The sequence below is a fragment of the Bradyrhizobium sp. USDA 4532 genome (assembly GCF_024171315.1).
GTDB lineage: Bacteria > Pseudomonadota > Alphaproteobacteria > Rhizobiales > Xanthobacteraceae > Bradyrhizobium > Bradyrhizobium australafricanum.
In genome coordinates this window covers 8,118,176-8,138,772 of record NZ_JALJZN010000001.1, presented here as the reverse complement: position 1 = coordinate 8,138,772, position 20,597 = coordinate 8,118,176, and the positions used below count along the sequence as shown (strand labels likewise).

Here is a 20,597-nt window from a genome sequence, read left to right as displayed (position 1 = left end):
TGAGATGGAGCGCCCGTCATGGACCTGCGGCAGATCCGCTATTTCGTCGCCGTCGCCGAGCGTGGCGGCTTTGCCGCCGCAGCGAGCACGCTGAACGTCGCCCAGTCGGCACTCAGCCGCCACGTCAAGGAACTCGAGGAGGAATTGGGCGGCGCCCTGCTCGAACGCGGCGCGCGCGGTGTCTCCGTCACGGAATCCGGCAAGGTGCTGCTCGCGCGGGGGCGCTGGCTGCTCGGCACGATCGACGACATCAAGGCCGAGGTGCGCACGGAAAATCGGGAGCCGAGCGGTACGGTGCGGATCGGCGCGCCACCGAGCCTCGGCGATATCCTCTACCCGCCGCTGGCCCAGGCCTTCGTAAGGCAGTTTCCACGCGTGAGGCTCGAACTGAGCGAGGGCCTGACTGAGAACGCGTCCGAACGCCTGCTGCGCGGTGAACTCGATCTGGCGATCGTGACGACGCCATCCCCCAACGACCATCTCGACTATGAGACGCTGGTCGTCGAACAGGTGTTCCTGATCGGACCGTCACGCGACCCGCTGCTGAAGCGCGGCCGGCTGACCCGCAAGGAATTCGACGCCTTGCCGTCCGCGGTGGCCCCGCTCAGCCGCAACCCATTCCCGTCGACCATGCTCTGCGCGGTGCGGGTCGATAACAGCACACCGATGAAACGCATGGTGGCATCTGGCCTCGGCTACGCGCTGCTGCCCTTCTCCGGCATTCACCAGGAGGTGGCTGCCGGCGTGCTGTCGGCGGCGCTGTTGCCGTGGATGCGCGCCGAACGCGTGCTGGCGCTGCCGCGCGGACGGCCCGTGAGCCGGGCCACGCGTGAAGCGATTGCCGCGCTGAAGAAGATCTGCCGCGCTTTGATCGACGCGGGAACTATTCTGACAGCGCCGGCGCGCAAGAGTTAAACCCGCCGCTCCACGCAAGCGGTCTGCTCATTCCTCGCTGTAGCCCGACGCACGGGCCGTATCCGTTGCGTCCGGCTGCAGCTTCCGATCGACCAATCCGTCTTGACCATGGTTGTCATGACAACTATAGAGTCATTCCAAGATTGGCGATCAAGCCGGCTGTTCCCGCCGTGAAAAGACGCGAGCCGTGAGCGGCTCTGCGAGCGACTTTTCGCGGCCGGCGGTTAGTCGAAGGGAGGACGTTATGAACGCTGCTTCGCAGACCCACGCGGCAAGGCTGAGCGAGATTTCCCGGCTCATCGACGACCGCCCCGGCGAACGCATCTTTGAAGTCGATCGCCGGATCTTCACCGATCCGGACGTGTTCGACGCCGAGCTGCGATATGTCTTCGAGGCCACGTGGAATTTCATCGGCCTGGAATCCCAGGTCGCTCGGCCCAACGATTTCGTCACCACCCATATCGGCCGGCATCCCATTCTGGTGATGCGGAGCACTGAGGGCAAAGTCGGCGCCTTCCTCAACACCTGCCGGCATCGCGGAACGATCGTCTGCCCGTTCAAGCAGGGCCGGCAGAAATTCCATGTCTGCCGTTATCACGGCTGGGCCTACGACTCGGGCGGACGCAACATCTCCGTGACGGAGGAAGCGAGCGGGCAGTATCCGCCGTCGTTCTCGAACAGCAATCACGACCTTCTTCCGGTCGCGCGGCTGGGCTCGTATCGCGGATTCCTGTTCGCGAGCCTCTCCGCCGACGTTCCGCCGCTGGAGGAATTTCTCGGCGACACCCGCGCGTTCCTCGACCTCATCATCGATCAGAGCGACAGCGGTGAGGTCGAATTCGTGCCGGGCGCCAGCACCTACACGTTCGATGGAAACTGGAAGCTGCAGTTCGAGAACGGTCTCGACTACTATCACTTCGCGACCACACACAGCTCCTACGTCGATATCCTGAAGAAGCGCAATGCAAGCGCCGGACCGGATGCCGGATTCACTGCGGAGCCGGAAGGCGAGCAGGAAGGGCAAGGCAGCTTCAGCTTCGATTACGGTCACGCCGTCAACTGGTCGATCAAGCGCACGCAGCTCTATGGCCGGCCGCTCGGCATGGATCCGGCGCGTCTCGACGCGGTGCGGCAGCGCGTCGGCAGCACCCGCGCCAAATGGATGCTGCGCCAGCGCAACCTCACGATCTTTCCGAACCTGCAGGTCATCGATATCCTGTCGGCGCAGGTGCGAACCTGGCGGCCGCTGGCGCCCGACAAGACCGAGATGGTGTCGCATTGCCTTGCTCCGGTCGGCGAAAGTGCCGCGGCGCGCACGCTTCGTATTCGCAACTACGAAGACTTCTTCAATGCCTCCGGGCTGGCAAGCTCGGACGACAACGTCATGTATGAGTTCTGCCAGACCGGCTATGACGCGACGACCGCCGCGCCCACGCAAGGTTATCTGCGCGGCATCGCGGAGGTCGGCCACGGCGAGAGCGCGCACACGCGCGAGCTCGGCATCACCCCTTCCGAATGGTCGTTCGGCCCCACCAGCTTCGGCGGCGAGACGAATTTCCATCCCGGGTATCGCGAGTGGCGCAGGCTGCTGCAGCACGCTGCCGGGGAGACGGCGTGATGGCGGCCGACGCAATCAAGCAAACCGATGCCCGCGCGGTCGCAGCCGCGGTCATCTTTCGCGAGGCTCGCCTGCTCGACACCGGCGAATGGGCCGACTGGGTCGCGATGTACAGCGAGGATGCCGTCTATTGGGTGCCGGCCTGGCTCGACGAGTACACCACCACCAATGATCCCGACACGCAGGTCTCGTTGCTCTACCACGATGCGCGGCGCGGACTGGAAGAGCGGATCGCGCGCATCGAGTCGCGCAAATCGATCACCGCGCTGCCGCTGCCGCGCACCGTGCACCAGATCTCGAACCTGGAAGCGTCGGAAACCGGCGCCGATCAGATCACCTGCCATTCGGTGTTCTCGGTCCACGTCTACGACCCGCGCATGGCCAAGGAACATCTGCGGCACGGGCGCTACGAGCACACGCTGCGGCGTGACGGCGAGACCTGGAAGATCGCGCGCAAGGTCATCACGCTGGTCAACGACCGCGTCCCGACCGTGCTCGATTTCTACAGCATTTGAGAGGGCACATGACGGACGATCATGGAACCTGGCACGAAGCGGCCGCACTCAGCGCGCTGAACGAAGGCGAGCCGTACGGCATCGAAATCGGCCGCCACCACATCGCGCTCTATCGCGTCGGCAATGAGTACTACGCCACGAGCAACATCTGCACGCATGCGGAGGCGCTGCTGTCCGACGGCATTCTGGACGGCTGCGAGATCGAATGCCCGCTGCATATGGGCCGCTTCGATATCCGGACCGGCGAGGCGTTGACCAGCCCCGTCGAGATCGACATCCGGACCTATCCGGTACGTGTGACAGGCGACAGGCTCGAAGTTTGCCTGCCCGCATAAGACGACCATCAAAAATCAAGAATCGGGGGAAACAGGGATGACCGAAGTCGTGATGGACAAGGCGGCGATGACGACCGCCGATCCGCAGATCGAACGCACCACAATCCGCAAAGTCGCGCTGCGCCTGATGTGGTTCGTCATGGCGATGTATTTCCTCGCCATTCTCGACCGCGGAAACATCTCCTTTGCCGCGCTGCAGATGAACAAGGAGCTCGGGCTCAATGCCGAGAAGTTCGGCATCGCGGTCGGCATCATGTACTTCACCTATTCCATCTTCGAGATCCCGAGCAATCTCATCCTCAGCAAATACGGCGCGCGCGTCACGCTGACGCGGATCGCGATCCTGTGGGGCATCGCCACGATGCTGATGGCATTCACGCAGGGCCCGCTCAGCCTCTATGCATTCCGCGGCTTCCTCGGATTTGCCGAGTCCGGCCTGTTTCCCGGGGTGATGCTGCTGCTGAGCCTCTGGTTTCCATTCAGCTACCGCGCCCGCTACAACGCGATGTTCAACTATGCGGTGCCGATCTCCTATATCTTCGCCTCGCTGATCTCCGGCGCGATCCTCGAGCTGAACGGGGTGTTCGGCATCTCGGGTTGGAAATGGCTGTTCATCCTCGAAGGCCTGCCGCCCGTCATTCTCGGGATCGTCGGCATCTTCTATCTGACCGACCGCCCGCAGCAGGCGAGCTGGCTGTCGACGGCGCAGCGCAACTGGCTGACCAGCGCGCTGGAGCGCGACGCCAAGGCGACCGGGGTGGTGCATGCCGAAGGCGTGCTCAGGACCATCACCAAGCCGATGGTGCTGCTGTTCGGCCTGTGCAATTTCGGCCTGTTCTGCGGCCTGGCTTCGCTGTTTCCCTGGCTGCCGCAAATCATCAAGTCGTTCGGGCTGCCGAATTCACAGGTCGGTTTCGTGACCGCGATCCCGCCCGTCGCCGGCCTGATCGGCATGATCGCGTTGTCGCGGCACTCCGACCATGTCGGTGAGCGCTTCTATTATGCGGCCATGACCTTCGTGATCGCAGCGGCCGGCTTCGCGATGGCGGCCTTTTCAACATCGCCGGTTTGGATCATCATCGGATTCATGGTTGCCAATGTCGGTGTCTATGGTACGCAGGCCGTGTTCTGGACTATTCCCCAGTCCTACATGTCGCGGCAGAGCGCGCCGGGCGCGATCGGCTTGGTCAGCACCATCGGCAGCATCGGAGGCGCCACCATCCCGATCGTGATCGGACGCGCCAAGGACGCCTCGGGCAGTTTCACCACCGGATTCCTCGTGGTAACAGGCGTTCTCCTGGTCGCGGCGGCGTTGGTCCTGATCGCGCGCACTCAACTCGTGAAAGAATGAAGAGCCGGACTGGCGCAAACCGCAACAGAGCCCCTGACCCGCGCCGCGCCGCGCAAGGGAACACGGGCTCGGAGCTGGTGATCGATTTCGAACGCTACGTGCCCACGGTGCTGTCCAGCCTGGTCGCGAAGTTGCGCGCCAATGCCAATGCCTTCTTCCCGCAAGCCTACGGCGTATCGCTCGCGGAATGGCGGGTGCTGTCCTTTCTCAGGGAGCATGAACCGGCAAGCGCCTACGACATCTGGACCAATGCGCAACTGGACAAGGCCGTCGTCAGCCGCGAGACGGCCTCGCTGAAGAAAAAGGGCCTGATCGAGCTGACGCCGGTGCGAGGCAGCGCCCGGAACCGGACCGAGATCCGGCTGACATCGCAGGGCGTGGCGCTGCTCGACCGCAGTCTGGATGAAATCCTGCGCCGGCACAGCAACCTCACGGCCGGTCTCGACGCCAAGGCGCTGGAGAGCTTCTTCCGGGTCGTGGCGCATATCGAGCACCGCATCCCCCACATGGCCGACCAGACCTCGAACGCCGTGCCGGCCCATGCGCCGGTCAAACGCATTGCGAAGCGGAGGCCGCCGACCGGCGCCTAGCGACGCTTGTCCGGTGAGGAACCCCGCGTAATTTATGTTTCAGTAAGCAAGTTGTAGCTAGGATCGATCAGTGAGTTGCGTATGGGAGACTTCCAGTGATCGACTTTGACGAACTTCGTAGTATCGCCGCGGATGTTCGTATCTTTATCGACGCGTCGGAAGACAAGGGTGGCGCCTTGAAGGCCATCATCGAGGCCTACGACGTCGTTCTGGGCATTTTCCCGGCCGGCCAGGGAATGGATCTTCACGTGGTCAAGGGCAACGAGGTCCTCAATCACATCGCGCAGACCCAGGCATCGTCGGGCTTTACCCACACCGCCATCGCATTCCAGACCCGTGAGCAGGCTGTTGCGCTTCAGCAACTGATGGCCGCCTAGCCACCGGCGTTACGCGCCCCTGTTGCGGGGGCGGCCGAAACGATCGCATCGGCGATCACGCAATCTCGATCGACGACCGAAGCGGCCCTGGAAGATCGAGTGTCGGATCTAATTTCCTCTCCCTGCATCTCAGGGCACCGGTAGATCAAGCAACGGTTGCTGAACCGCGTTGCGCAGCCGTTCGGCATGGTACTGCGCGACACAATCCCAGGGGTACTCGACCAGGAAATCGGCAATGCGCAGCGCCGCCGCGGCGGGCTCCGCGTACCGGATCGAACTGTAGACGGCTTCCCAGCGTGCGCAGAACGTCAGCTCCGAATCGCCGCGTTCGCCGCACAGCTCGTAGACCGTGATCGCGTCGGCAAAGCCCTTCGGCCGGATCTGGTCGACGCTGCGGAACGCGAATCTGTGTTCGGCACGCGCCTTCACGGCTGCGCTCACCAGGACCTGCGTGCCGTAGTTCTTGTTGAGGCCTTCGAGACGCGAGGCCAGATTGATGGTGGCGCCGAGCGCGGTGTAGCTCATGCGGGCGGCGGAGCCGACATTGCCGACCACGGCATCGCCGAGATGCAGGCCGAACCGCGTGCCATAGGCCGGCCAGCCTTCGCTGCGGAAAGCCCGGTTGAGCTCGGCATTGCGGTGAACGCAGTCCAGCACGGCCTCGCAGGCATGAACGACGTGATCGGGATCCTCGTCCGGCGCGTTCCACAGTGCCATCACGGCGTCGCCGATGAACTTGTCGATGGTGCCATGGTGTTTCATGATCGCCTCCGACATCGCGGCGAAATAACGCGAGGTGAAGATCATGACTTGCGAGGGGTCCGCCTTCTCGGTCTTCGCGGTGAAGTCGGCGACGTCAGTGAAGAGAACCGTGACCTCGCGCCTGATACCGCCGAGCTGCAGCGAGGCTCCTGACTCCATCAGCTGACGGACGATCGGCTGCGGAATGAAGCTCGAGAAGTTGCGCACGACGGTGCGCATCGTAAACACCGAGCGGCCCAGTTCATCGATCTCGTCGATGGCCGATTGCATCCGCGGCCGGTCGGCGAGTTGAAAGCGCTGGATCTCGTCGGTCTGCCGCGCCAGCTCACGCAGCGACCGGGCGAGCAGCGAGCCGAGCCAGAACGCGAAAGGGAGCATCGCGATCACAAAGCCGAGCGCGATGGCGAACAGCGCGCGCCGCTCCGAGATGATCTTGGCGAAAAACTCGTCGAGCGGGGCGACCACCGCGAGGTGGATGTTGGCCGCACCGGCCGTCTCGATGCGGTGAAAGGCCGCGACAAGGGTCCGTCCGTCGGCGTCGGTGAAGAACTGCTGGGCGAGCCCGTCGGTGCGCCAGGCCTGGATCGCCGCGGACAGGCCGGGAAGCTTGAGGACGTCGATCCGGGGCAGTGCGTCGCTGCGTTCCGTCATCAGCTCGCGCATCTCGGGATGGCCGACGATGCGGTCGGCGTCGTTGAACAGGAAGGCCAGTCCCGATTTTCCGAGCTTTTGCCGGCTCAGCATCTCCTCGAGGCGATTGAGCAGCAGGTCAGCGGCCACCACCCCGCGGCGGCCCTCCCTGAGCGGCGTGCGCAGCGTGTAGCCGGGCTCCCCGGTCGCGTAGAACACATAAGGCCCGGTGAGCAGCGTCTTGCGATCCTTTAAGGCATCGACATACCAGGGACGCCGCCGCGGGTCGTAGCTGTGCGGCCCCGCCACCTCGGCGACCTTGGTCAGGTTTTCCGACAGGAACAGCGTCACCGGCGCCGCGGCGGCCGCCCCGGAGCGGGCAATGACGACGACGCGGTAGACAGCGTCGGGGACGACATTCAGCGCCGTGCGGAATTGCGGCTTGGCGCGATCGATGACGTCCATCTCAAGGAAGGAGCCGTCTTCGTACCCGACATAGAGGTTGAAGATCTGCGGATTGTTGCGCAGCATCGAGGCCAGCAGGGCGTAGAGCCTGACATTGTCGGCGACGTCGGCCTCCTGGATGGCCGGAATTCCTGCCAGGATCTCGAGGTTGTCGCGCACATTCTTGAACTGCGCGTCGATGCGATCGGCGCCGATTTGCCCCACCTTGTCGATGAAGGTGCTCGCGGCCATCTGCGTGATCGACGAGACCCGCCTGAAACTGAGATAGACCAGCGTCAGTCCGACCACCAGCACCGCGGCGATGACCACCGTGATGATCGAGGTGCGGAAGCCGATACGAACCGGCCCCCGGCCGGTCTCGCGCGCATCACTCATCGAGCTCGTCGTTCGCCTCCGCTAGTATTTGCGCACGATCGGCTTCGTCGGTGTAGTAGCCGGCGCGGCCGGCGAGAGCTGGAACGTCACCCACGCCGTCCACCCTTCCGGCCGGTTCTCTGCGGCGAAATCCTTGTAGCCACGAAGGTTCAGATAGCCCTGATAGCCGTCGGCCACCGGAAAGATGAATCCGACCTGCGGGCCGATGCCCGCGACGCGTCCCTTGAAATCACCGAGCTTCGCGCCGGCACCGCTGTCGCCGGTGAGTTGCTGGAAATAGTAGCCGGCGACACCGACATGCACATTCTTGGCGACGAACTTCGAAAGTCCCCAGTCGACGTGGAAGTCGATGCCGTTCTGGTACTGCAGATCCTTGTTCATTCCATTGTAGGTGACGCCCGCCAGCACCGAGAACTCCTGGCCGGATTCAGGATTGAGATAGGTATAGGCGCCGCCGACATCGATCGCAGTGAATCCGAAGCTGAGATTGGCGAGGCGACTGCTGTCATAGGTCCCGCTCGGGATGTTGCCGAAGATGTAGACCATCTCGTTGTTGACACCCTGATTCCATTTCAGCGTGCCCTGGTAGAAGACATCGGAGACCGTGTTGCGGTTGTCGGTTGCGACGCCCGAGACCGTATTGCCCCGCGGCCCCGTCAGCGTCGCGTCCACGCCGACGCCGATATTTCCCGGCGCGGTAAGGAAGGTTACGGCGGCCTGGCCTCCAAGCACCGACTGAGCCCAGGTGTAGGTAAATCCTTCCACGAGAACGTCGGCATGCGCATTGAGACCGGCGACGACCGATCCGGGCACGCGGTTGCCGATGACGAAATTCTTGCCCGCGTTGGCGCTTTGGTCGAGGTGAATGTAGATCGTCTCATACGCCCAGCCGGGCATGGCCGGTGCGGCGGTCAGGCTTGCGAACGCGCCGGGCAGCCAGAAGCTGACCCCGCCGGAATCGGCCAACGCCGCGCGCGGCGCTGCCGACAGTACGAGTGCGCCAGCTATGCCCAGTGCGGCGCACCTGTGATTCTTGACCATCCTCATCCTAATCTCCCCACTTCGTTCAGGCCATCCTAGCGGATTCGCACGCGCTTCAGTTGACCGCCTGCGCCTCCGGGAACTTCCATTTGCCGTTCAGGATTTCCGCACGCGGACGGTAGAGCCGGACCGTGTAATTCCAGCCCTTCATGGTCGGCAGGCAATTCGGGAGCTTGCCGTCGCAGCCGCCGAACTGGACCGCGATCGAGCCATCAGCGGACTTCTTTGCCGTGATGTTGTTCAGCGTGTAGGCGTCATAGGGATTCTTCTCGAAATATCCCTTGGCGTTGTAGACGCTGATCGACCAGAAGCCGTCGACCGGGACGTCGCGGACGGTCAGCTTGTAGACCGTCGTGCCATCATTCTTCGTAGGCGTGATGCTCAGATAGGTGGCGTCCTTGTCGGGATTGCCGCCCCAGCCGGCGGCCGTGCCGATCAGATGCCTGACAGGATCGACGTGCCCCTTGGGTCCGAAAGCATGCGCAAAGCCTCCGGTGTAATCATTGAGCGCAAGCAGCGCTTCGCGAATGGCTTTCTGGCTGGCGGGGTCCCAGTTCGGAAGTTCGAGCTTGCCGGTGCCTTTCTGGCTAACCTTGATGGCATCCTGCAGCGCGTGGACCTGTTCGAGATCCTTCGGATCGTTTGGATTGACGAGCGTCCGAATTCCGACCACCGCGTAGCGCGTGCCGACGTTGTCGCGCGTCAGCGTGCGCTTGCCGGCACCGTAATAGACCGCGGGCACATAATGATCCTCGCTGATCACCTGCAGTGCCATATAGCGCTTGCCAGGGTCCGGCATCGTGATCGTCACCGGCCCGGCGTCGAGGTCGAACACCCCTGATGTATAGAGCGTATCGCGGTTGAGCCGGATGACGGTCTGGTTGTCGATGCTGGCCGGCTCGCGGCGATGGTTGAGCTTTCCGAGGCCGACCCCCTTGGCGAGATTGCCCAGATAGAGATCGGACTCGGCGCGGGCAAAATTGTCGACCGTGACGGGTACCGGCGATTGCGCGAGCGATGCACTTTGGCCCACGAGGCAAAGGACACCACCAAAGAGGAAGTTCCGCAGCATCATTTCGTGCTCCCGGTGGTGACGGTCTTCACCTCTGTGAAGTCGCCCGGCTTCCAGCTCTTGTCGAAGGCCGCTGCTTCCGGCCCATAGATGCGAATATAGGCAAACCAACCCTTGCCGGGCTGTGTCTTGATCCAGTGCGCCTCGTGGCCCGTGGGCGCGTCAAGGCCGAAATAGAGCTGCGCCGGTGCGCTGCCCTTGATGTCCTTCAGTTCGAACATCGAGCGTAGCGCGCCGCGATCCTGATCGGTCTGCACCTGCGATCGCGTCGCCGTGTCATAGACGGTGACCGACCAGAACAGTTTGCCGGGCACCGGCTGCGGCATGCTCAGCGTGTAGTTCTTGCCGCCATCGAGGAAGGCGCCGTTGTTGTCACGCACACTCATCCAGTAGAGCGAACCAGCGCCCGCCGTGCGGCGGAACATCGCCGGTGAGGTGACGATCGCCTGCGCGAACCAGCGGTCGCGCGCCTCGAGATCCATGCCGGCCGGCGTCTCGAATTGCGCGCTGCCCGGCGTCAGGCCGACCCACTCCCATTTGCGATCCGGCCAGTTGATGCGATCGGGCCGTGCGCTGTCGAAGGCAGACACCAGCATCTGGTCGCGCCCAGCCTTGGCCGCACGCGCGAGGATGTCGGTCATGCGCGCGTCGGGCGCGAACGGCTTGCCCTTCTCGATACCAAGTTCGGACAGCAGCCCATACATCGGCAGGAACGACGGAACGATCGGCTCCTCGTCGACGATCCGCTTGAGCACCTGCCAGAACTGACCGTTGTCCTCCCAACGCAGCGAGGAACTGTCCAGCTTCTCCTTGCTCGTATCGACGATCGCAAGATTGGCGTTGCTGCCGAGCGGATGGACCTTCAAGGCGCGCAACGCGTCCATCGCCTTATTGACGTCGCCGCCGACTGGCAGCGCCCGCACAGCGAGAAGGTTCTTATAGGTTTTCGAGCGGCCGACGTAGTAGCCCTCCGGGACCTTGCCCTTGTAGTCGGGAGGAAGCACGAGGTGCTTGCCGCCCTTGCCGGCATCGGGACCAGGCAGGCCGAGGTCCTGCACCCAGCCCTGGTTATGGTCGTTGACCAGGCCGATATAAGCGCCGGGCGGCAGTTCGATGACGTACGGCCCCTTGGACAGATCGAGCGTGGCAGAACCATACGGGGTATCGGAGTTCAGCGTGAAGCCGACCTGGCGTGGCCCGGTCGCGGCGATTCCCATCTTCTCGCCGTCCTTGATGCCGACCTCACGGTTACCGTTGAAGATGCCTTCGACCGACACGGTCGGATACCAGAACCGATAGGCGGTGATCGCCCGCTGGAAGTCGGCGTCATCGCGTGCGCGCCTAGTCGTATCCGCCGTCGGATAGCCGCGCTCGAACGCGTAAGGCGCTTGGGTTTGCGCCGACGCCGGGATAACGCAAACGAGCCCAATGGCGGCGGTGGCGAGCAAGAGACGGACCTTCATCACGCAACTCCCTGATGTACCGATAACTGATTCCCGGCGCTTCATTTCGTTGAACCGCCTGTTGTGGTGGCGATCCGCTCGACGTCGGGCAGCTTCCACACCTTGTCGAAAAATTCCTTCTTTGGCGCGTAGAAGCGCGCCATCAGTTCGAACTTGCGCGCGGGGTCGGTCGGCAGCCAGTTCGTCTCCTGTCCGGCCGGAGCCGCCGGCCCGATATAGATGTCGACTGAGCCATCCGGGTTCTTCTTCAGGTCGGGGATTTGCGAGGACCGGCTGGCCCGCCCGACGTTCTTGATCAGGGCATGGGTCTCGCGATCGTAGGCGGTCACCGACCAGTATTGTTCGACCGGAACATTGGCCGGAACGTTGAGGCGATAGGTCTTGCTGCCGTCGAAGGCATCGCCCGCCTTGTCGCGGATCGAGATCGCATAGAACTGACCGGCGCCCAGGCGCTTGATGCCGATATAGGCGTAGCTGTAAGCGAGAGCGCGGCTGTCGGTCGGGTATGCGTTCAGATCGGCGAACCCGTCGGCGTAGGCTTTGACGACATCCGGCGGCGCCGGGAAGGTCCAGCGGCTGGTCTCGGAGAAAAACGGCGGCAGGCCGGCTTCGTATTTCGCCGCCAGCCACGCACCCGCCTCCTTCGCCGCCGAAGCAAGCACCGTCTTCATCGCCTCGGACGGAGCGAACGGCCTTCCCTTCTCGATGCCGATCGACTTGAGGCTATCGATCATCACCCGATCCCGGTCGATCCACGGCTCGTCCTGTACGATCCGGTTCAGATGCTCGAAGAAAGCCGCATCGTAGCGAATGGTGGAATCGAAATCGGTGTCCTTCACGTCGCTGAACACCGTCGCCGGCGGGCTGGCCGCCTGCGCCAGGGAATAGACCTTCATGCGCTTGCCGTAGGCGATCGCGGCCTGGACGTCGGCATCGCCGTGGCTCTTGAGGTTGGAGCGCAGAAGCATGTAGCCGCCGAACGTGTCGGACTGCAGCGCGATGTAGCCGTCGGGCTTCGGGCCGTTGTAACCCGGCGGCAGAATCAGGAACTTGCCGCCGGCACCCTTGTCGACGCCGAGCAGGCCCGCATCCTCGAGCGGCATCTGCCAGACCGTGACGATATTGCCGTTGAACGATCCGTTCGTATCGCCAGGCGGGAGATCGAGCACGATCGGACCATTCCGCGTGTCGAAGAACGTCATGAAGTACAGCGCGTCTGGATTCGGCGTCAGCGTCTGGTTGTGCCAATCGAGCGGACGCCCCCAATAGATCACCTGCCCCACCTTGCCCGGCGTCCTGGTCAGCATCTCCTGCCGCATCAGATCGGTGTTGACCGCGGGAATGCCCCAGATCACGGCCTCGACAGCGCGGCGTTCGATCAGGCGGCGATTCAGATCATCGCTGGACGGCGTTTGGGCATATGCCGATACGGTCGCCATCATCAGCGCAAGTCCTCCGGCGATCAATGGCTTCATGACAATCTCCATCACTCAAAACGGATTCACATAATTGACGATCGCGAGCTGCCGCAGGATCACGCGGCGCACGACGTGGGTCGGCTTCAGATGGTCGGTGTAGATCGCCGCGGTTCCGGTCGAGCCGGCCGGCAGACGGTTGGCGAACGCGGCATCATCGAGCTTGACGCGCACGACGAACGGCACCGCCTCGATCGCCTTCGGCGCAACGGCGGTGCCCGAAGTCGTGGCCTGGCCGGTCGCGACCGCCTGCAGCACGCTTTCGACCTTCCCTGAGTAAATCTGCCCGGGCGCAAACTTGAAGGTCACCTCGACCTCCTGCCCGGGCGCAACGTAGCGCGCGTCGATCTGGTTGATCTCGACGCCGATGATGGTGTTCGAGGTGTCGATGAACGCCATCACCGGCGACAGCGGCAGGTTCGCGACCCGCGCGCCCTTGCGCAGCGCGAGGTTGGTGACGTAGCCGTCGGCCGGCGCGCGGACCACCGTCTTGTCGCTGTTCCACTGCGCGGCCTCGAGCTGGCCACTGAGCTGATCGACCTCGGACTGCCGCTGCTCGACGTCGAAGCCGCGCCCGGCGTCGCGTTCGTAAAGCGTCGTCATCTGCGCAAGCCGCGTCTTCGACAGTTTCAGCTGCGCCGTGATCGCCTTGACCTGCGCGTCATAGGACGTCGGGTCGATCTTGAAGAGGACGTCGCCGGCCTTCAGCGGCACGTTGGCGACGACGGGCACCTCGGTCACCTCGCCCGCGACGTCAGGCACGATCGACACCGCGTTGCGCACGACCAGCGCCGAGCCCTGCGGCGCGCCCCAGCCCATCGGCACCAGCAGGCCGAACAGCAGCAACACCAGCACGATGAAGGGAGACGCCTTCCAGAACAGGTTGAAGCGCACGATCTTGAAATGCACCAAGAGGAACAGCAGCACAAGATAGACGTTGAAGATCGCGACACCCATCACGCATCTCCCGCCCGGCGCGGCGCCGGCACATCGACATAGGCCCAGATGAACGCGATCGGCCACAGCGCAAAGCCGCAGATCAAGGTGATCCAGCCGGCGACCATCACGGCCTGCGCATAGGGGTGGTTGCGCGATTTCGCGATGTGCCCGGGCAGCCAGCCGGCGATGCAGAACACGCCGATCGCGCTCGCGACCAGGATGACGAGCACGATCCAGGCGAAGATGTCATAGCCGCTCATGGCTTCGCCTCCGTCGCGGCGCCGGTTAGAGGCGGAAAGATCTCCTTCCAGTCCTGCTTCATGTCCACCACGGTCCAGCCGCCCGCGCTGGCGGCATCCAGCGCCTTGTCGAGCTTGCCGATCTTCGACTGCCGGTCGTAGGCATATTCACGAACCGCATCCGTATGATGCACGATACCGGCGAAGCGCGCGCCCGATCCCGCCGCGGTCCATTGCAGCATCTGCAGATCGCCATCGGAGTTGCCGAACGCGAAGATCGGACGGCGGCCGATGAACCGGTTGATGCCGACCGGCTTGCCCGGGCCGTCATCGATGAACTCGACCTTGGCTTCTTTCATCAGCACCGGCTTACCGTCGGCGCCGATCTGGAATTTCACCACGCCGGACGAGCCGACCACCTGCTCCGGCGGGATGCCGTAGACCCGCTCCATCCACGGCCGCATGAATTCGACCCCGCCGCCGGAGACGACAAAGGTCTTGAAGCCGTTGGCCCTGAGATAGGCCAGTAGCTCCAGCATCGGCTGGTAGACCAGGCTGTCGTACGGCCGGTTGAAGCGCGGATGCCTGGCGGTCGCGAGCCAGTCGCGCACCGAGCTTGCGAACGCATCGGTGGTCATGCCGGCATGCGTCGCCATCACGATCTGCAGGAGGCCCTTCTCGCCGCTCGCGGCCAGCGCCTTGCTGTCCTTCTCGATAAGCGCCTTGAAGGGTTGCCGCGTCTTCCAGTCCGGATGCTCCGGCGCCATCGCCTTGACGCGGTCGAACGCGAAGGCGAGCTGGAAGTAGAACGGCTGCTCGGTCCACAGCGTGCCGTCATTGTCGAACGTCGCGATCCGCTCAGCCGGCGGCACGAAGTCTCGCCCGCCCTGTGTCGTGACGCGCGCGACGAAATCGACGATCGCCGATTTCGCCGCGCCGTCTTTCCAGGACGGTAAGGGATCGACCTGGCTCAGCGCGCGCGCCGGCGCCAGCGCGCTGAGCGGCAGGGCGATCAACGCGATCAGCAGCAATCTCTTCGAGACGGCAAAGGCACCAACATCGCGGCTCATCTCGCAGGCCTCCTCTGCCGGTTGAGCGACAGCACACGATCGTCAACCGGATTGAGTTGTCCCGGCGCCCTGTGCCTTGCGGCGCGCGCCGTCTCGTGTCGTATGCTGCGCCGGGCACCGCCGATGTGGCGCAGCAGCCGGTGCGGTGACCAGCGCACCGCGCCGGCAGACGGCGCGAACAGCTCGCGCTCGACCGCGCCGATCTCGTCATCGAGCGCGGCATCATGGGCGACGGCCTTGAACGCCTCGACCGTATGCTGCGGCGCGACCGGCTCGAACCGCTGCAGCCAGTCGAGCAGCGCGAAGTAGACCGCCTTGGCATCGCCACGGCGCGCGGCGCGCCGCAGCTCGCTGAAGGCGAACGCTTCCGAGCGGAGATAGGCCTCGCGACGCCGGCGAAGACGCGCCGCGATCGCCCGCACCATCCGCGGCATCAGCCAGCCGAGCCCGGCAAGCGCCAGGAGCACGAGCGCGATCGACAGCCAGTGGTCGGCGACGACATCGCGCAGCGCGCCCCATGACCGGCGCGGGCCGGAGGTGTCGACGGAGGACGCAGCGCCGGCTGCGGGGTTCGCCTCCACGTGCAGCGTCACCGGGTCGAGATGCGCCACATCGATGCTTTGCGCGCCAGTGTTCCACCAGCGCAGGTCGATCGGCGGCAGCACATAGTCGCCGGCCTTCTCGAGCATGTAGACGCCGCTGTCGGTGCGCGCCGAGGACAGCACATCGGTGCGCCCGTCGGTCTTGTCCTGGAGCGACGGCTGCGCAGGATAGAGCTTGAGTCCGTCGAACGCGGTGAACTTCACCGGCGGCAGCAGCATCGCGGGAATGCCTTCGGCCTTGACGGTGACGGTCCGCGTCACGGCGTCCCCGGTCTTGAGCTGATCCGACGAACGGTTGACGGTCTGCTCGATCGACAGATTGCGCGCGGCCAGGAACGGCTGCAGGGCGGAGGCCGCGTCCGGGATGAAGGCCTCAAATGCGATCGGCGGCAGCGCGAGTGTGGCCTCGCGCGTCGCCGGCGGCTCGGCGGCGTATTTGATGGTGATCGCCTGGCCAGCGATCGCGTAGCTGCCCGGCTCCTGCGGATGGATGGCGAATTCGAACCGGACGCCGGCATAGGTGAGGCCGTCCCGCTGCTCGTTTTCATTGATGCTCCGCAACTGACGGGTCACGGCATTGCGGACCTGGAAGTCGGGCAGCTCGGGTGGCGCCGTCATGTAGTTCGGCGCCAGCACGTCGATCCGCAGCGTGGCCGCCTGCCCCACCACGACGCGCGGCGGATCGATCGTCACCCGCAGGATCGGCTCCGGCGCGGTTTGCTGGGCGAGCGCCGCGCAGGGCATCAGCAGTCCGATCATCAGGGCTACGGCGGCGAGCGGGTGCCTCATGGCTTCGTCCCCGCCGGCCGCGTCGCGTCCTGGATCGCAAATTTCAGCTTGAGGAAGTCAGCCGGCGTGGTCTGGACCTGACGCATCCAGGCTTCGGCGGCGCCGGCCGTGGTGAGATCCGTCGGCTTCACCTCGATCCGCTTGCCGCCCTTCTGGGTCGGGTCGACCCGCATCTCGTCGGCCTTCTCGTCCGGCGGCGCGCTGTCGTCCTGCTCCTGCTTCTTCCGCTTCTCCTCTTTCGCCTTCAGCGCCGCCACCACGATGGCACGGTTGGTCTTCGCGGCGACATGGCCGGGCGCGACCTTCAGAACCTCGTCATAGGCGGCGATCGCCTTCTCATAGGCGTGGTTCTGCGCCTGGGCGTTAGCCAGCGCAAAGCGTCCCTCGAGCGTCTCGACATGCGCGAATTCCTGCGCAGCCGTCAGGAAGTCGAACGCCCGATAGGCGGCGATGCCGCGCCACATCGGATCGGAGAAGCGCTTGGCCGCGGTCGTATAGTCGCCGCGATCGAAGGCGATGCGTCCTTGCTGATCCGGCGTCAGCCACAGGTCGGCAAAACGGCGCGGCTCCTCCGCTCTCGCGGACGACACGTGCGACAGACAGACGAAGGCGACAACCCAGGCCACCGTGGTGCCGCGCCGGAACCAGAGCAGGCTGAGCAGTGCAATCGGCAGCAGCAGCCAAAAGCCCTCATCGCGCCATTGCGTACCGAACGCGTCACCCTGCGCGGCCTGATAGCGGGTTTCGATCCGGCGCTCGAGCGCCGCGATGTCGGCGTCGTCGATGCTGACCTGGACGACGTCCGAACCGAGCCCGAACCTTTCGCCCTTGTTCGGCGTGACGCTCAGCTTGACCAGGCCGTTCCGTCCGGCAGCCTGACGAACCGCTCCCTCCTCGTCACCGCCGTCGTCGGCGACAAGCAGGATCGTGCCGGGCACTGTTTCGGTCGCGAGCGCCTCCGCGGCGAGCGCCACCGCCGCGACCGCGTTCTTCCCGGGCGACGGCATCAGGCCCGGGGCAAGCGCGGCGAGGAAGGGTTCGATGACGGCGCGATCGTCGGTCAGCGGCATCACCAGATGCGCGGTGCCCGCATAGGCGATCAGCCCCGTGCGCGCGCCGGCGCGCGCCGCAAGCAGATCCCTGATCTTCTGCTTGGCGCGTTCGAGCCGCGTCGGCGCGACGTCGCTCTGCCCCATCGTTGCGTCGAGCGACAGCGCGATCATCAGCGGCGCCTTGTCCTCGACGAAGGGCGGCAGCTCACGCCGCCAGGTCGGGCCCGACAACGCGGCGATGCCAAGCGACAGCGCGGCGGCGACCAGATAAAGCGGGCTGACGCCACGCCCCGTCCCCGGCTGCACGATGAGATGGTTGAGCAGATGCGGCGCGATCACCCCGCCCCATTGCGCCTGCGGGCTCTGCCGCCACCGCACCCATGCGAAGACGGCAGCGACGGGAATCAGCGCGAGCAGCCACAGCGGCCGCAGCAGATGGAAGGGAATCGCGGCCGCGTCATGCATGGCCGATCGCTCCCCTTCGTCCCAGCCCGCTTTCCAGCGACAGGCCGAGCCACAGCAGCAGCGACAGCACCACGGCGGCGCCGAGCGGCCACTGGAACAGCGGCTGCTTCGGCCGCCATGACAGCGTATCGAGCTTGGCCGGCGCGAGACGGTCGATGTCCGCGTAGATCGCCTGCAACTGCGCACCGTCCTCGGCACGGTAGAAATGGCCGCCGGTCGTGGCGGCGACCGACCGCAGGACGCCGAGATCGACGCGGTTCTCGCCGGTCGCGGCCGGATCGCCGACGCCGATCGTGTCGATCACGACGCCGTTCTGGTGCGCGATGTCGGCGGCATGCTCCGGAGGGACGCGGCTCGCCGTGTCGTTGCCATCCGTGAGCAGGACGAGAAGCTTCTCGCGCGCCTTGCTGGCCTCGAAGGTCTTGATCGCAAGCCCGATGGTGTCGCCGATCGCAGTCTGCTGTCCGGCCATGCCGACCTCGGTCTGCGCCAACAGCGCGGTCGCGGTCTGCAGATCCTGCGTGAACGGTACTTGCACATAGGGCCTGGTGCCGAACAGCACCAGCGCGACGCGGTCGCCGTGCCGATGCGCGATGAAATCCGCGACCACGCGCTTGACGCCGTCGAGCCGCGTCAACGTCGCGCCATCGCTGCCGCGGAAGTCGCGCTGGTCCATCGAGCCGGAGATATCGATCGCGAGCATCAGATCGCGCGCCGAAACCTCGCGCGTGACGGGATCACCGACCCATTGCGGCCGCGCCAGCGCCGCGACGACGAGCGCCCAGATCAATACGGCCGTCACCATCTGGATGCGCCGCCGTTGCAGCACGACGGCGCCGCGCTGCGGGGTCTGTCCGGTTGCCGCCGCAAGGCGGTCGAAGAACGGCACCATCACGGAGGCCTGCCGCGCGCGATACGGCGGCAACAGCCACCACACCAGGATCGGCAGCGGCAGGAGCGCGAGCATCCAGGGCCATGCGAACTCAAGCATGGTGCCCCCTGATCCAGCGCCGCACCAGATCCTGCAGCGCCGTTAGATCGCCGGCATCCGCCGTCGTCCGCCCGTACGGTGCGGTCGCGAGCAGCCGTCCCGCGCCTTGCGAGAATTCGTTCCCGCCATAGCTACGGTCGAGGAACGCAAGCCAGCCCGCGCCGGCAAGTGGCGCGATGGTTTCGCGCGGAAAGGCATCGAGCGCGGTCTGCCGCACCAGCAGCGCGAGGCTCGCGGCCATTCCCTCCGGGACGCCGCCTTGTGTCTGCAGCAGCCGGTCAAGCTCCGCGAGCGCCGCGCGCCGATAGCGGTTGGCGCGGAAATGTCGCAGCAGGCGCCACGCCGCGACGGCGACCCCTGCGGCAACCAGCACGATCACGATCCGCGACGCCCATGTCGCCGGAAGCAGGCTCACCGACGGGGGCAGCGGGATATCGATCAGGCCCGCGACGGGATCCACAATGACGGGTTGGGGATCAGCCAAGAGCCGCCTCCGCTCGGGCGTGACCGCCACCGCGTCCGTGCCGGGCCGGCAGCCCGCCCAGGAGACGCCGGATTTGCGGCGCCGTTTCCTCGGCTGTGCTCAGCGGCAGCACCGGAATGCCAAGCTCGCGCGTCCACGCGAATACGCCGCGCAGCCGCTCCTGCGACGCCTGCGCGATACTCTTGCGGACGCTCTCGCGACCAACTTCGAGCTGAATCTGCAGCTCGCCATCGGTGACGGTCATCCGGCTCGAGGCCGGCAAATCGCTTTGCAAGGGATCGTGGACCAGCACCGCGACCACGTTGTTATGCCGGGCGATCGCCCCGATCATCCGGCGCGTCGCGCTATCGGCGCCATCGAAATCGCTGATCAGGATCACGGTTGCGTCATGCATCGTCCGCCGCTCGGCATGTTCGAGCGCCCGGTTGAGCATGCCTGACGCCGGAACGATGCCTCGGCCGACGCCGAGCGCCTGGTTCTGCGCGACGATGGTGGACAATATCTGCAACACCGTCGCGCGACTGCGCCGCGCCGCCAGCTCGACGACATCGCTGTCATTGAACACGATCGCGCCAATCCGGTCGCCGACGCCGAGCACACGCCAGGCGCCGATCGCGGCGGTCTCGGCCGCGGTGACCGACTTCATGGCGCGCCGGCTGCCGAAGAACATCGACAGCCGCTGATCGACCACGAGCAGAGCCTGACGGTCGCGCTCCTCGTTGAAGACGCGCACATGCGGCTTCTGCAGCCGCGCCGTGACCTTCCAGTCGATCTCGCGGACATCGTCACCCGGGCGATAGTCCCTGATCTCCTCGAAGTTCAGCCCGCGGCCGCGCATGCGCGAGGCGAACCGGCCCGACAGCAGACTATGCACCGGCTGGCGCGGCAGGAACGAAACCCTGCGATCCCGGAATTCGAGCGCGATCAGATCGTCGAGACCGACGTAGACACCGGGCGTTCTGGCTGATGTCTCCGTCATCAC

The 20,597-nt window shown here is 65.1% G+C and carries 20 protein-coding genes; 7 read left to right on the top strand and 13 right to left on the bottom strand.

Annotated features, from left to right (window positions below; genetic code table 11):
* Positions 1-18: 18 nt before the first annotated feature.
* The 7 genes from J2R76_RS37550 (at position 19) to J2R76_RS37520 (ending at position 5,701) form a co-directional block, all read left to right on the top strand.
* Positions 19-915 carry a LysR family transcriptional regulator gene (locus J2R76_RS37550; protein WP_253625734.1) on the top strand — a complete coding sequence of 299 codons (897 nt, stop codon included), beginning with the start codon at positions 19-21 and terminating at the stop codon, positions 913-915.
* A 244-nt stretch (positions 916-1,159) separates the two neighbouring features.
* Positions 1,160-2,533, top strand: coding sequence for an SRPBCC family protein (locus tag J2R76_RS37545; RefSeq protein ID WP_253625733.1), 1,374 nt, complete (start codon positions 1,160-1,162; stop codon positions 2,531-2,533).
* Positions 2,533-3,048, top strand: coding sequence for an aromatic-ring-hydroxylating dioxygenase subunit beta (locus J2R76_RS37540; RefSeq protein WP_057021073.1), 516 nt, complete (start codon positions 2,533-2,535; stop codon positions 3,046-3,048). The genes J2R76_RS37545 and J2R76_RS37540 overlap by 1 nt, the downstream gene beginning before the upstream one ends.
* 8 nt (positions 3,049-3,056) lie before the next feature.
* On the top strand, positions 3,057-3,383 hold the full coding sequence (locus J2R76_RS37535) for a non-heme iron oxygenase ferredoxin subunit (protein ID WP_253625732.1): 327 nt from the start codon (positions 3,057-3,059) through the stop codon (positions 3,381-3,383).
* Between the two features lie 37 nt (positions 3,384-3,420).
* Complete coding sequence (locus tag J2R76_RS37530) at positions 3,421-4,734, top strand: MFS transporter (RefSeq protein ID WP_057021050.1); 1,314 nt, start codon at positions 3,421-3,423, stop codon at positions 4,732-4,734.
* A gap of 77 nt (positions 4,735-4,811) precedes the next feature.
* Positions 4,812-5,324, top strand: coding sequence for a MarR family winged helix-turn-helix transcriptional regulator (locus J2R76_RS37525; protein WP_076823768.1), 513 nt, complete (start codon positions 4,812-4,814; stop codon positions 5,322-5,324).
* 95 nt (positions 5,325-5,419) lie between these two features.
* Entirely contained in the window at positions 5,420-5,701 is a 282-nt protein-coding gene (locus tag J2R76_RS37520) for a hypothetical protein (protein WP_057021052.1), read from the top strand.
* 129 nt (positions 5,702-5,830) lie between these two features.
* On the opposite strand, the gene J2R76_RS37515 is transcribed toward J2R76_RS37520, so the two are convergent.
* From J2R76_RS37515 to J2R76_RS37455, 13 genes are read right to left on the bottom strand one after another with little or no spacing between them, the layout of a single operon-like run.
* A complete protein-coding gene (locus tag J2R76_RS37515; RefSeq protein WP_253625731.1) occupies positions 5,831-7,933 on the bottom strand; it encodes an adenylate/guanylate cyclase domain-containing protein in 2,103 nt (700 codons plus the stop codon).
* 21 nt (positions 7,934-7,954) lie between these two features.
* Entirely contained in the window at positions 7,955-8,980 is a 1,026-nt protein-coding gene (locus tag J2R76_RS37510; protein ID WP_253625730.1) for a transporter, read from the bottom strand.
* 49 nt (positions 8,981-9,029) lie between these two features.
* Entirely contained in the window at positions 9,030-10,049 is a 1,020-nt protein-coding gene (locus J2R76_RS37505) for a DUF1254 domain-containing protein (protein WP_253625729.1), read from the bottom strand.
* Positions 10,046-11,509, bottom strand: coding sequence for a DUF1254 domain-containing protein (locus J2R76_RS37500; RefSeq protein ID WP_253625728.1), 1,464 nt, complete (start codon positions 11,507-11,509; stop codon positions 10,046-10,048). Before J2R76_RS37500 ends, J2R76_RS37505 begins: the two co-directional genes overlap by 4 nt.
* A 41-nt stretch (positions 11,510-11,550) precedes the next feature.
* Positions 11,551-12,984 carry a DUF1254 domain-containing protein gene (locus tag J2R76_RS37495; protein WP_253625727.1) on the bottom strand — a complete coding sequence of 478 codons (1,434 nt, stop codon included), beginning with the start codon at positions 12,982-12,984 and terminating at the stop codon, positions 11,551-11,553.
* Positions 12,985-12,999: 15 nt separating this feature from the next.
* Complete coding sequence (locus J2R76_RS37490) at positions 13,000-13,941, bottom strand: HlyD family secretion protein (RefSeq protein WP_253625726.1); 942 nt, start codon at positions 13,939-13,941, stop codon at positions 13,000-13,002.
* Complete coding sequence (locus J2R76_RS37485) at positions 13,941-14,183, bottom strand: DUF3302 domain-containing protein (protein ID WP_057021056.1); 243 nt, start codon at positions 14,181-14,183, stop codon at positions 13,941-13,943. The genes J2R76_RS37490 and J2R76_RS37485 overlap by 1 nt, the downstream gene beginning before the upstream one ends.
* A complete protein-coding gene (locus tag J2R76_RS37480; protein WP_253625725.1) occupies positions 14,180-15,232 on the bottom strand; it encodes an HAD family phosphatase in 1,053 nt (350 codons plus the stop codon). Before J2R76_RS37480 ends, J2R76_RS37485 begins: the two co-directional genes overlap by 4 nt.
* On the bottom strand, positions 15,229-16,623 hold the full coding sequence (locus J2R76_RS37475) for a BatD family protein (protein WP_253625724.1): 1,395 nt from the start codon (positions 16,621-16,623) through the stop codon (positions 15,229-15,231). The genes J2R76_RS37480 and J2R76_RS37475 overlap by 4 nt, the downstream gene beginning before the upstream one ends.
* On the bottom strand, positions 16,620-18,140 hold the full coding sequence (locus J2R76_RS37470; protein ID WP_253625723.1) for a VWA domain-containing protein: 1,521 nt from the start codon (positions 18,138-18,140) through the stop codon (positions 16,620-16,622). The genes J2R76_RS37475 and J2R76_RS37470 overlap by 4 nt, the downstream gene beginning before the upstream one ends.
* On the bottom strand, positions 18,133-19,131 hold the full coding sequence (locus J2R76_RS37465) for a VWA domain-containing protein (RefSeq protein ID WP_253625722.1): 999 nt from the start codon (positions 19,129-19,131) through the stop codon (positions 18,133-18,135). Before J2R76_RS37465 ends, J2R76_RS37470 begins: the two co-directional genes overlap by 8 nt.
* Positions 19,124-19,615, bottom strand: a complete 492-nt coding sequence (locus tag J2R76_RS37460; protein ID WP_253625721.1) for a DUF4381 domain-containing protein — start codon at positions 19,613-19,615, stop codon at positions 19,124-19,126. Before J2R76_RS37460 ends, J2R76_RS37465 begins: the two co-directional genes overlap by 8 nt.
* A complete protein-coding gene (locus J2R76_RS37455) occupies positions 19,608-20,594 on the bottom strand; it encodes a DUF58 domain-containing protein (protein WP_057021076.1) in 987 nt (328 codons plus the stop codon). The genes J2R76_RS37460 and J2R76_RS37455 overlap by 8 nt, the downstream gene beginning before the upstream one ends.
* Positions 20,595-20,597: the final 3 nt, after the last annotated feature.

Excerpts from the sequence above, each read along its gene's own strand:
- J2R76_RS37550 (WP_253625734.1), top strand. The coding sequence starts at position 19 with ATGGACCTGCGGCAGATCCGCTATTTCGTCGCCGTCGCCGAGCGTGGC.
- J2R76_RS37545 (WP_253625733.1), top strand. The coding sequence starts at position 1,160 with ATGAACGCTGCTTCGCAGACCCACGCGGCAAGGCTGAGCGAGATTTCC.
- J2R76_RS37540 (WP_057021073.1), top strand. The coding sequence starts at position 2,533 with ATGGCGGCCGACGCAATCAAGCAAACCGATGCCCGCGCGGTCGCAGCC.
- J2R76_RS37535 (WP_253625732.1), top strand. The coding sequence starts at position 3,057 with ATGACGGACGATCATGGAACCTGGCACGAAGCGGCCGCACTCAGCGCG.
- J2R76_RS37530 (WP_057021050.1), top strand. The coding sequence starts at position 3,421 with ATGACCGAAGTCGTGATGGACAAGGCGGCGATGACGACCGCCGATCCG.
- J2R76_RS37515 (WP_253625731.1), bottom strand. The coding sequence starts at position 7,933 with ATGAGTGATGCGCGCGAGACCGGCCGGGGGCCGGTTCGTATCGGCTTC.
- J2R76_RS37510 (WP_253625730.1), bottom strand. The coding sequence starts at position 8,980 with ATGAGGATGGTCAAGAATCACAGGTGCGCCGCACTGGGCATAGCTGGC.
- J2R76_RS37505 (WP_253625729.1), bottom strand. The coding sequence starts at position 10,049 with ATGATGCTGCGGAACTTCCTCTTTGGTGGTGTCCTTTGCCTCGTGGGC.
- J2R76_RS37500 (WP_253625728.1), bottom strand. The coding sequence starts at position 11,509 with ATGAAGGTCCGTCTCTTGCTCGCCACCGCCGCCATTGGGCTCGTTTGC.
- J2R76_RS37495 (WP_253625727.1), bottom strand. The coding sequence starts at position 12,984 with ATGAAGCCATTGATCGCCGGAGGACTTGCGCTGATGATGGCGACCGTA.
- J2R76_RS37490 (WP_253625726.1), bottom strand. The coding sequence starts at position 13,941 with ATGGGTGTCGCGATCTTCAACGTCTATCTTGTGCTGCTGTTCCTCTTG.
- J2R76_RS37485 (WP_057021056.1), bottom strand. The coding sequence starts at position 14,183 with ATGAGCGGCTATGACATCTTCGCCTGGATCGTGCTCGTCATCCTGGTC.
- J2R76_RS37480 (WP_253625725.1), bottom strand. The coding sequence starts at position 15,232 with ATGAGCCGCGATGTTGGTGCCTTTGCCGTCTCGAAGAGATTGCTGCTG.
- J2R76_RS37475 (WP_253625724.1), bottom strand. The coding sequence starts at position 16,623 with ATGAGGCACCCGCTCGCCGCCGTAGCCCTGATGATCGGACTGCTGATG.
- J2R76_RS37470 (WP_253625723.1), bottom strand. The coding sequence starts at position 18,140 with ATGCATGACGCGGCCGCGATTCCCTTCCATCTGCTGCGGCCGCTGTGG.
- J2R76_RS37465 (WP_253625722.1), bottom strand. The coding sequence starts at position 19,131 with ATGCTTGAGTTCGCATGGCCCTGGATGCTCGCGCTCCTGCCGCTGCCG.
- J2R76_RS37455 (WP_057021076.1), bottom strand. The coding sequence starts at position 20,594 with ATGACGGAGACATCAGCCAGAACGCCCGGTGTCTACGTCGGTCTCGAC.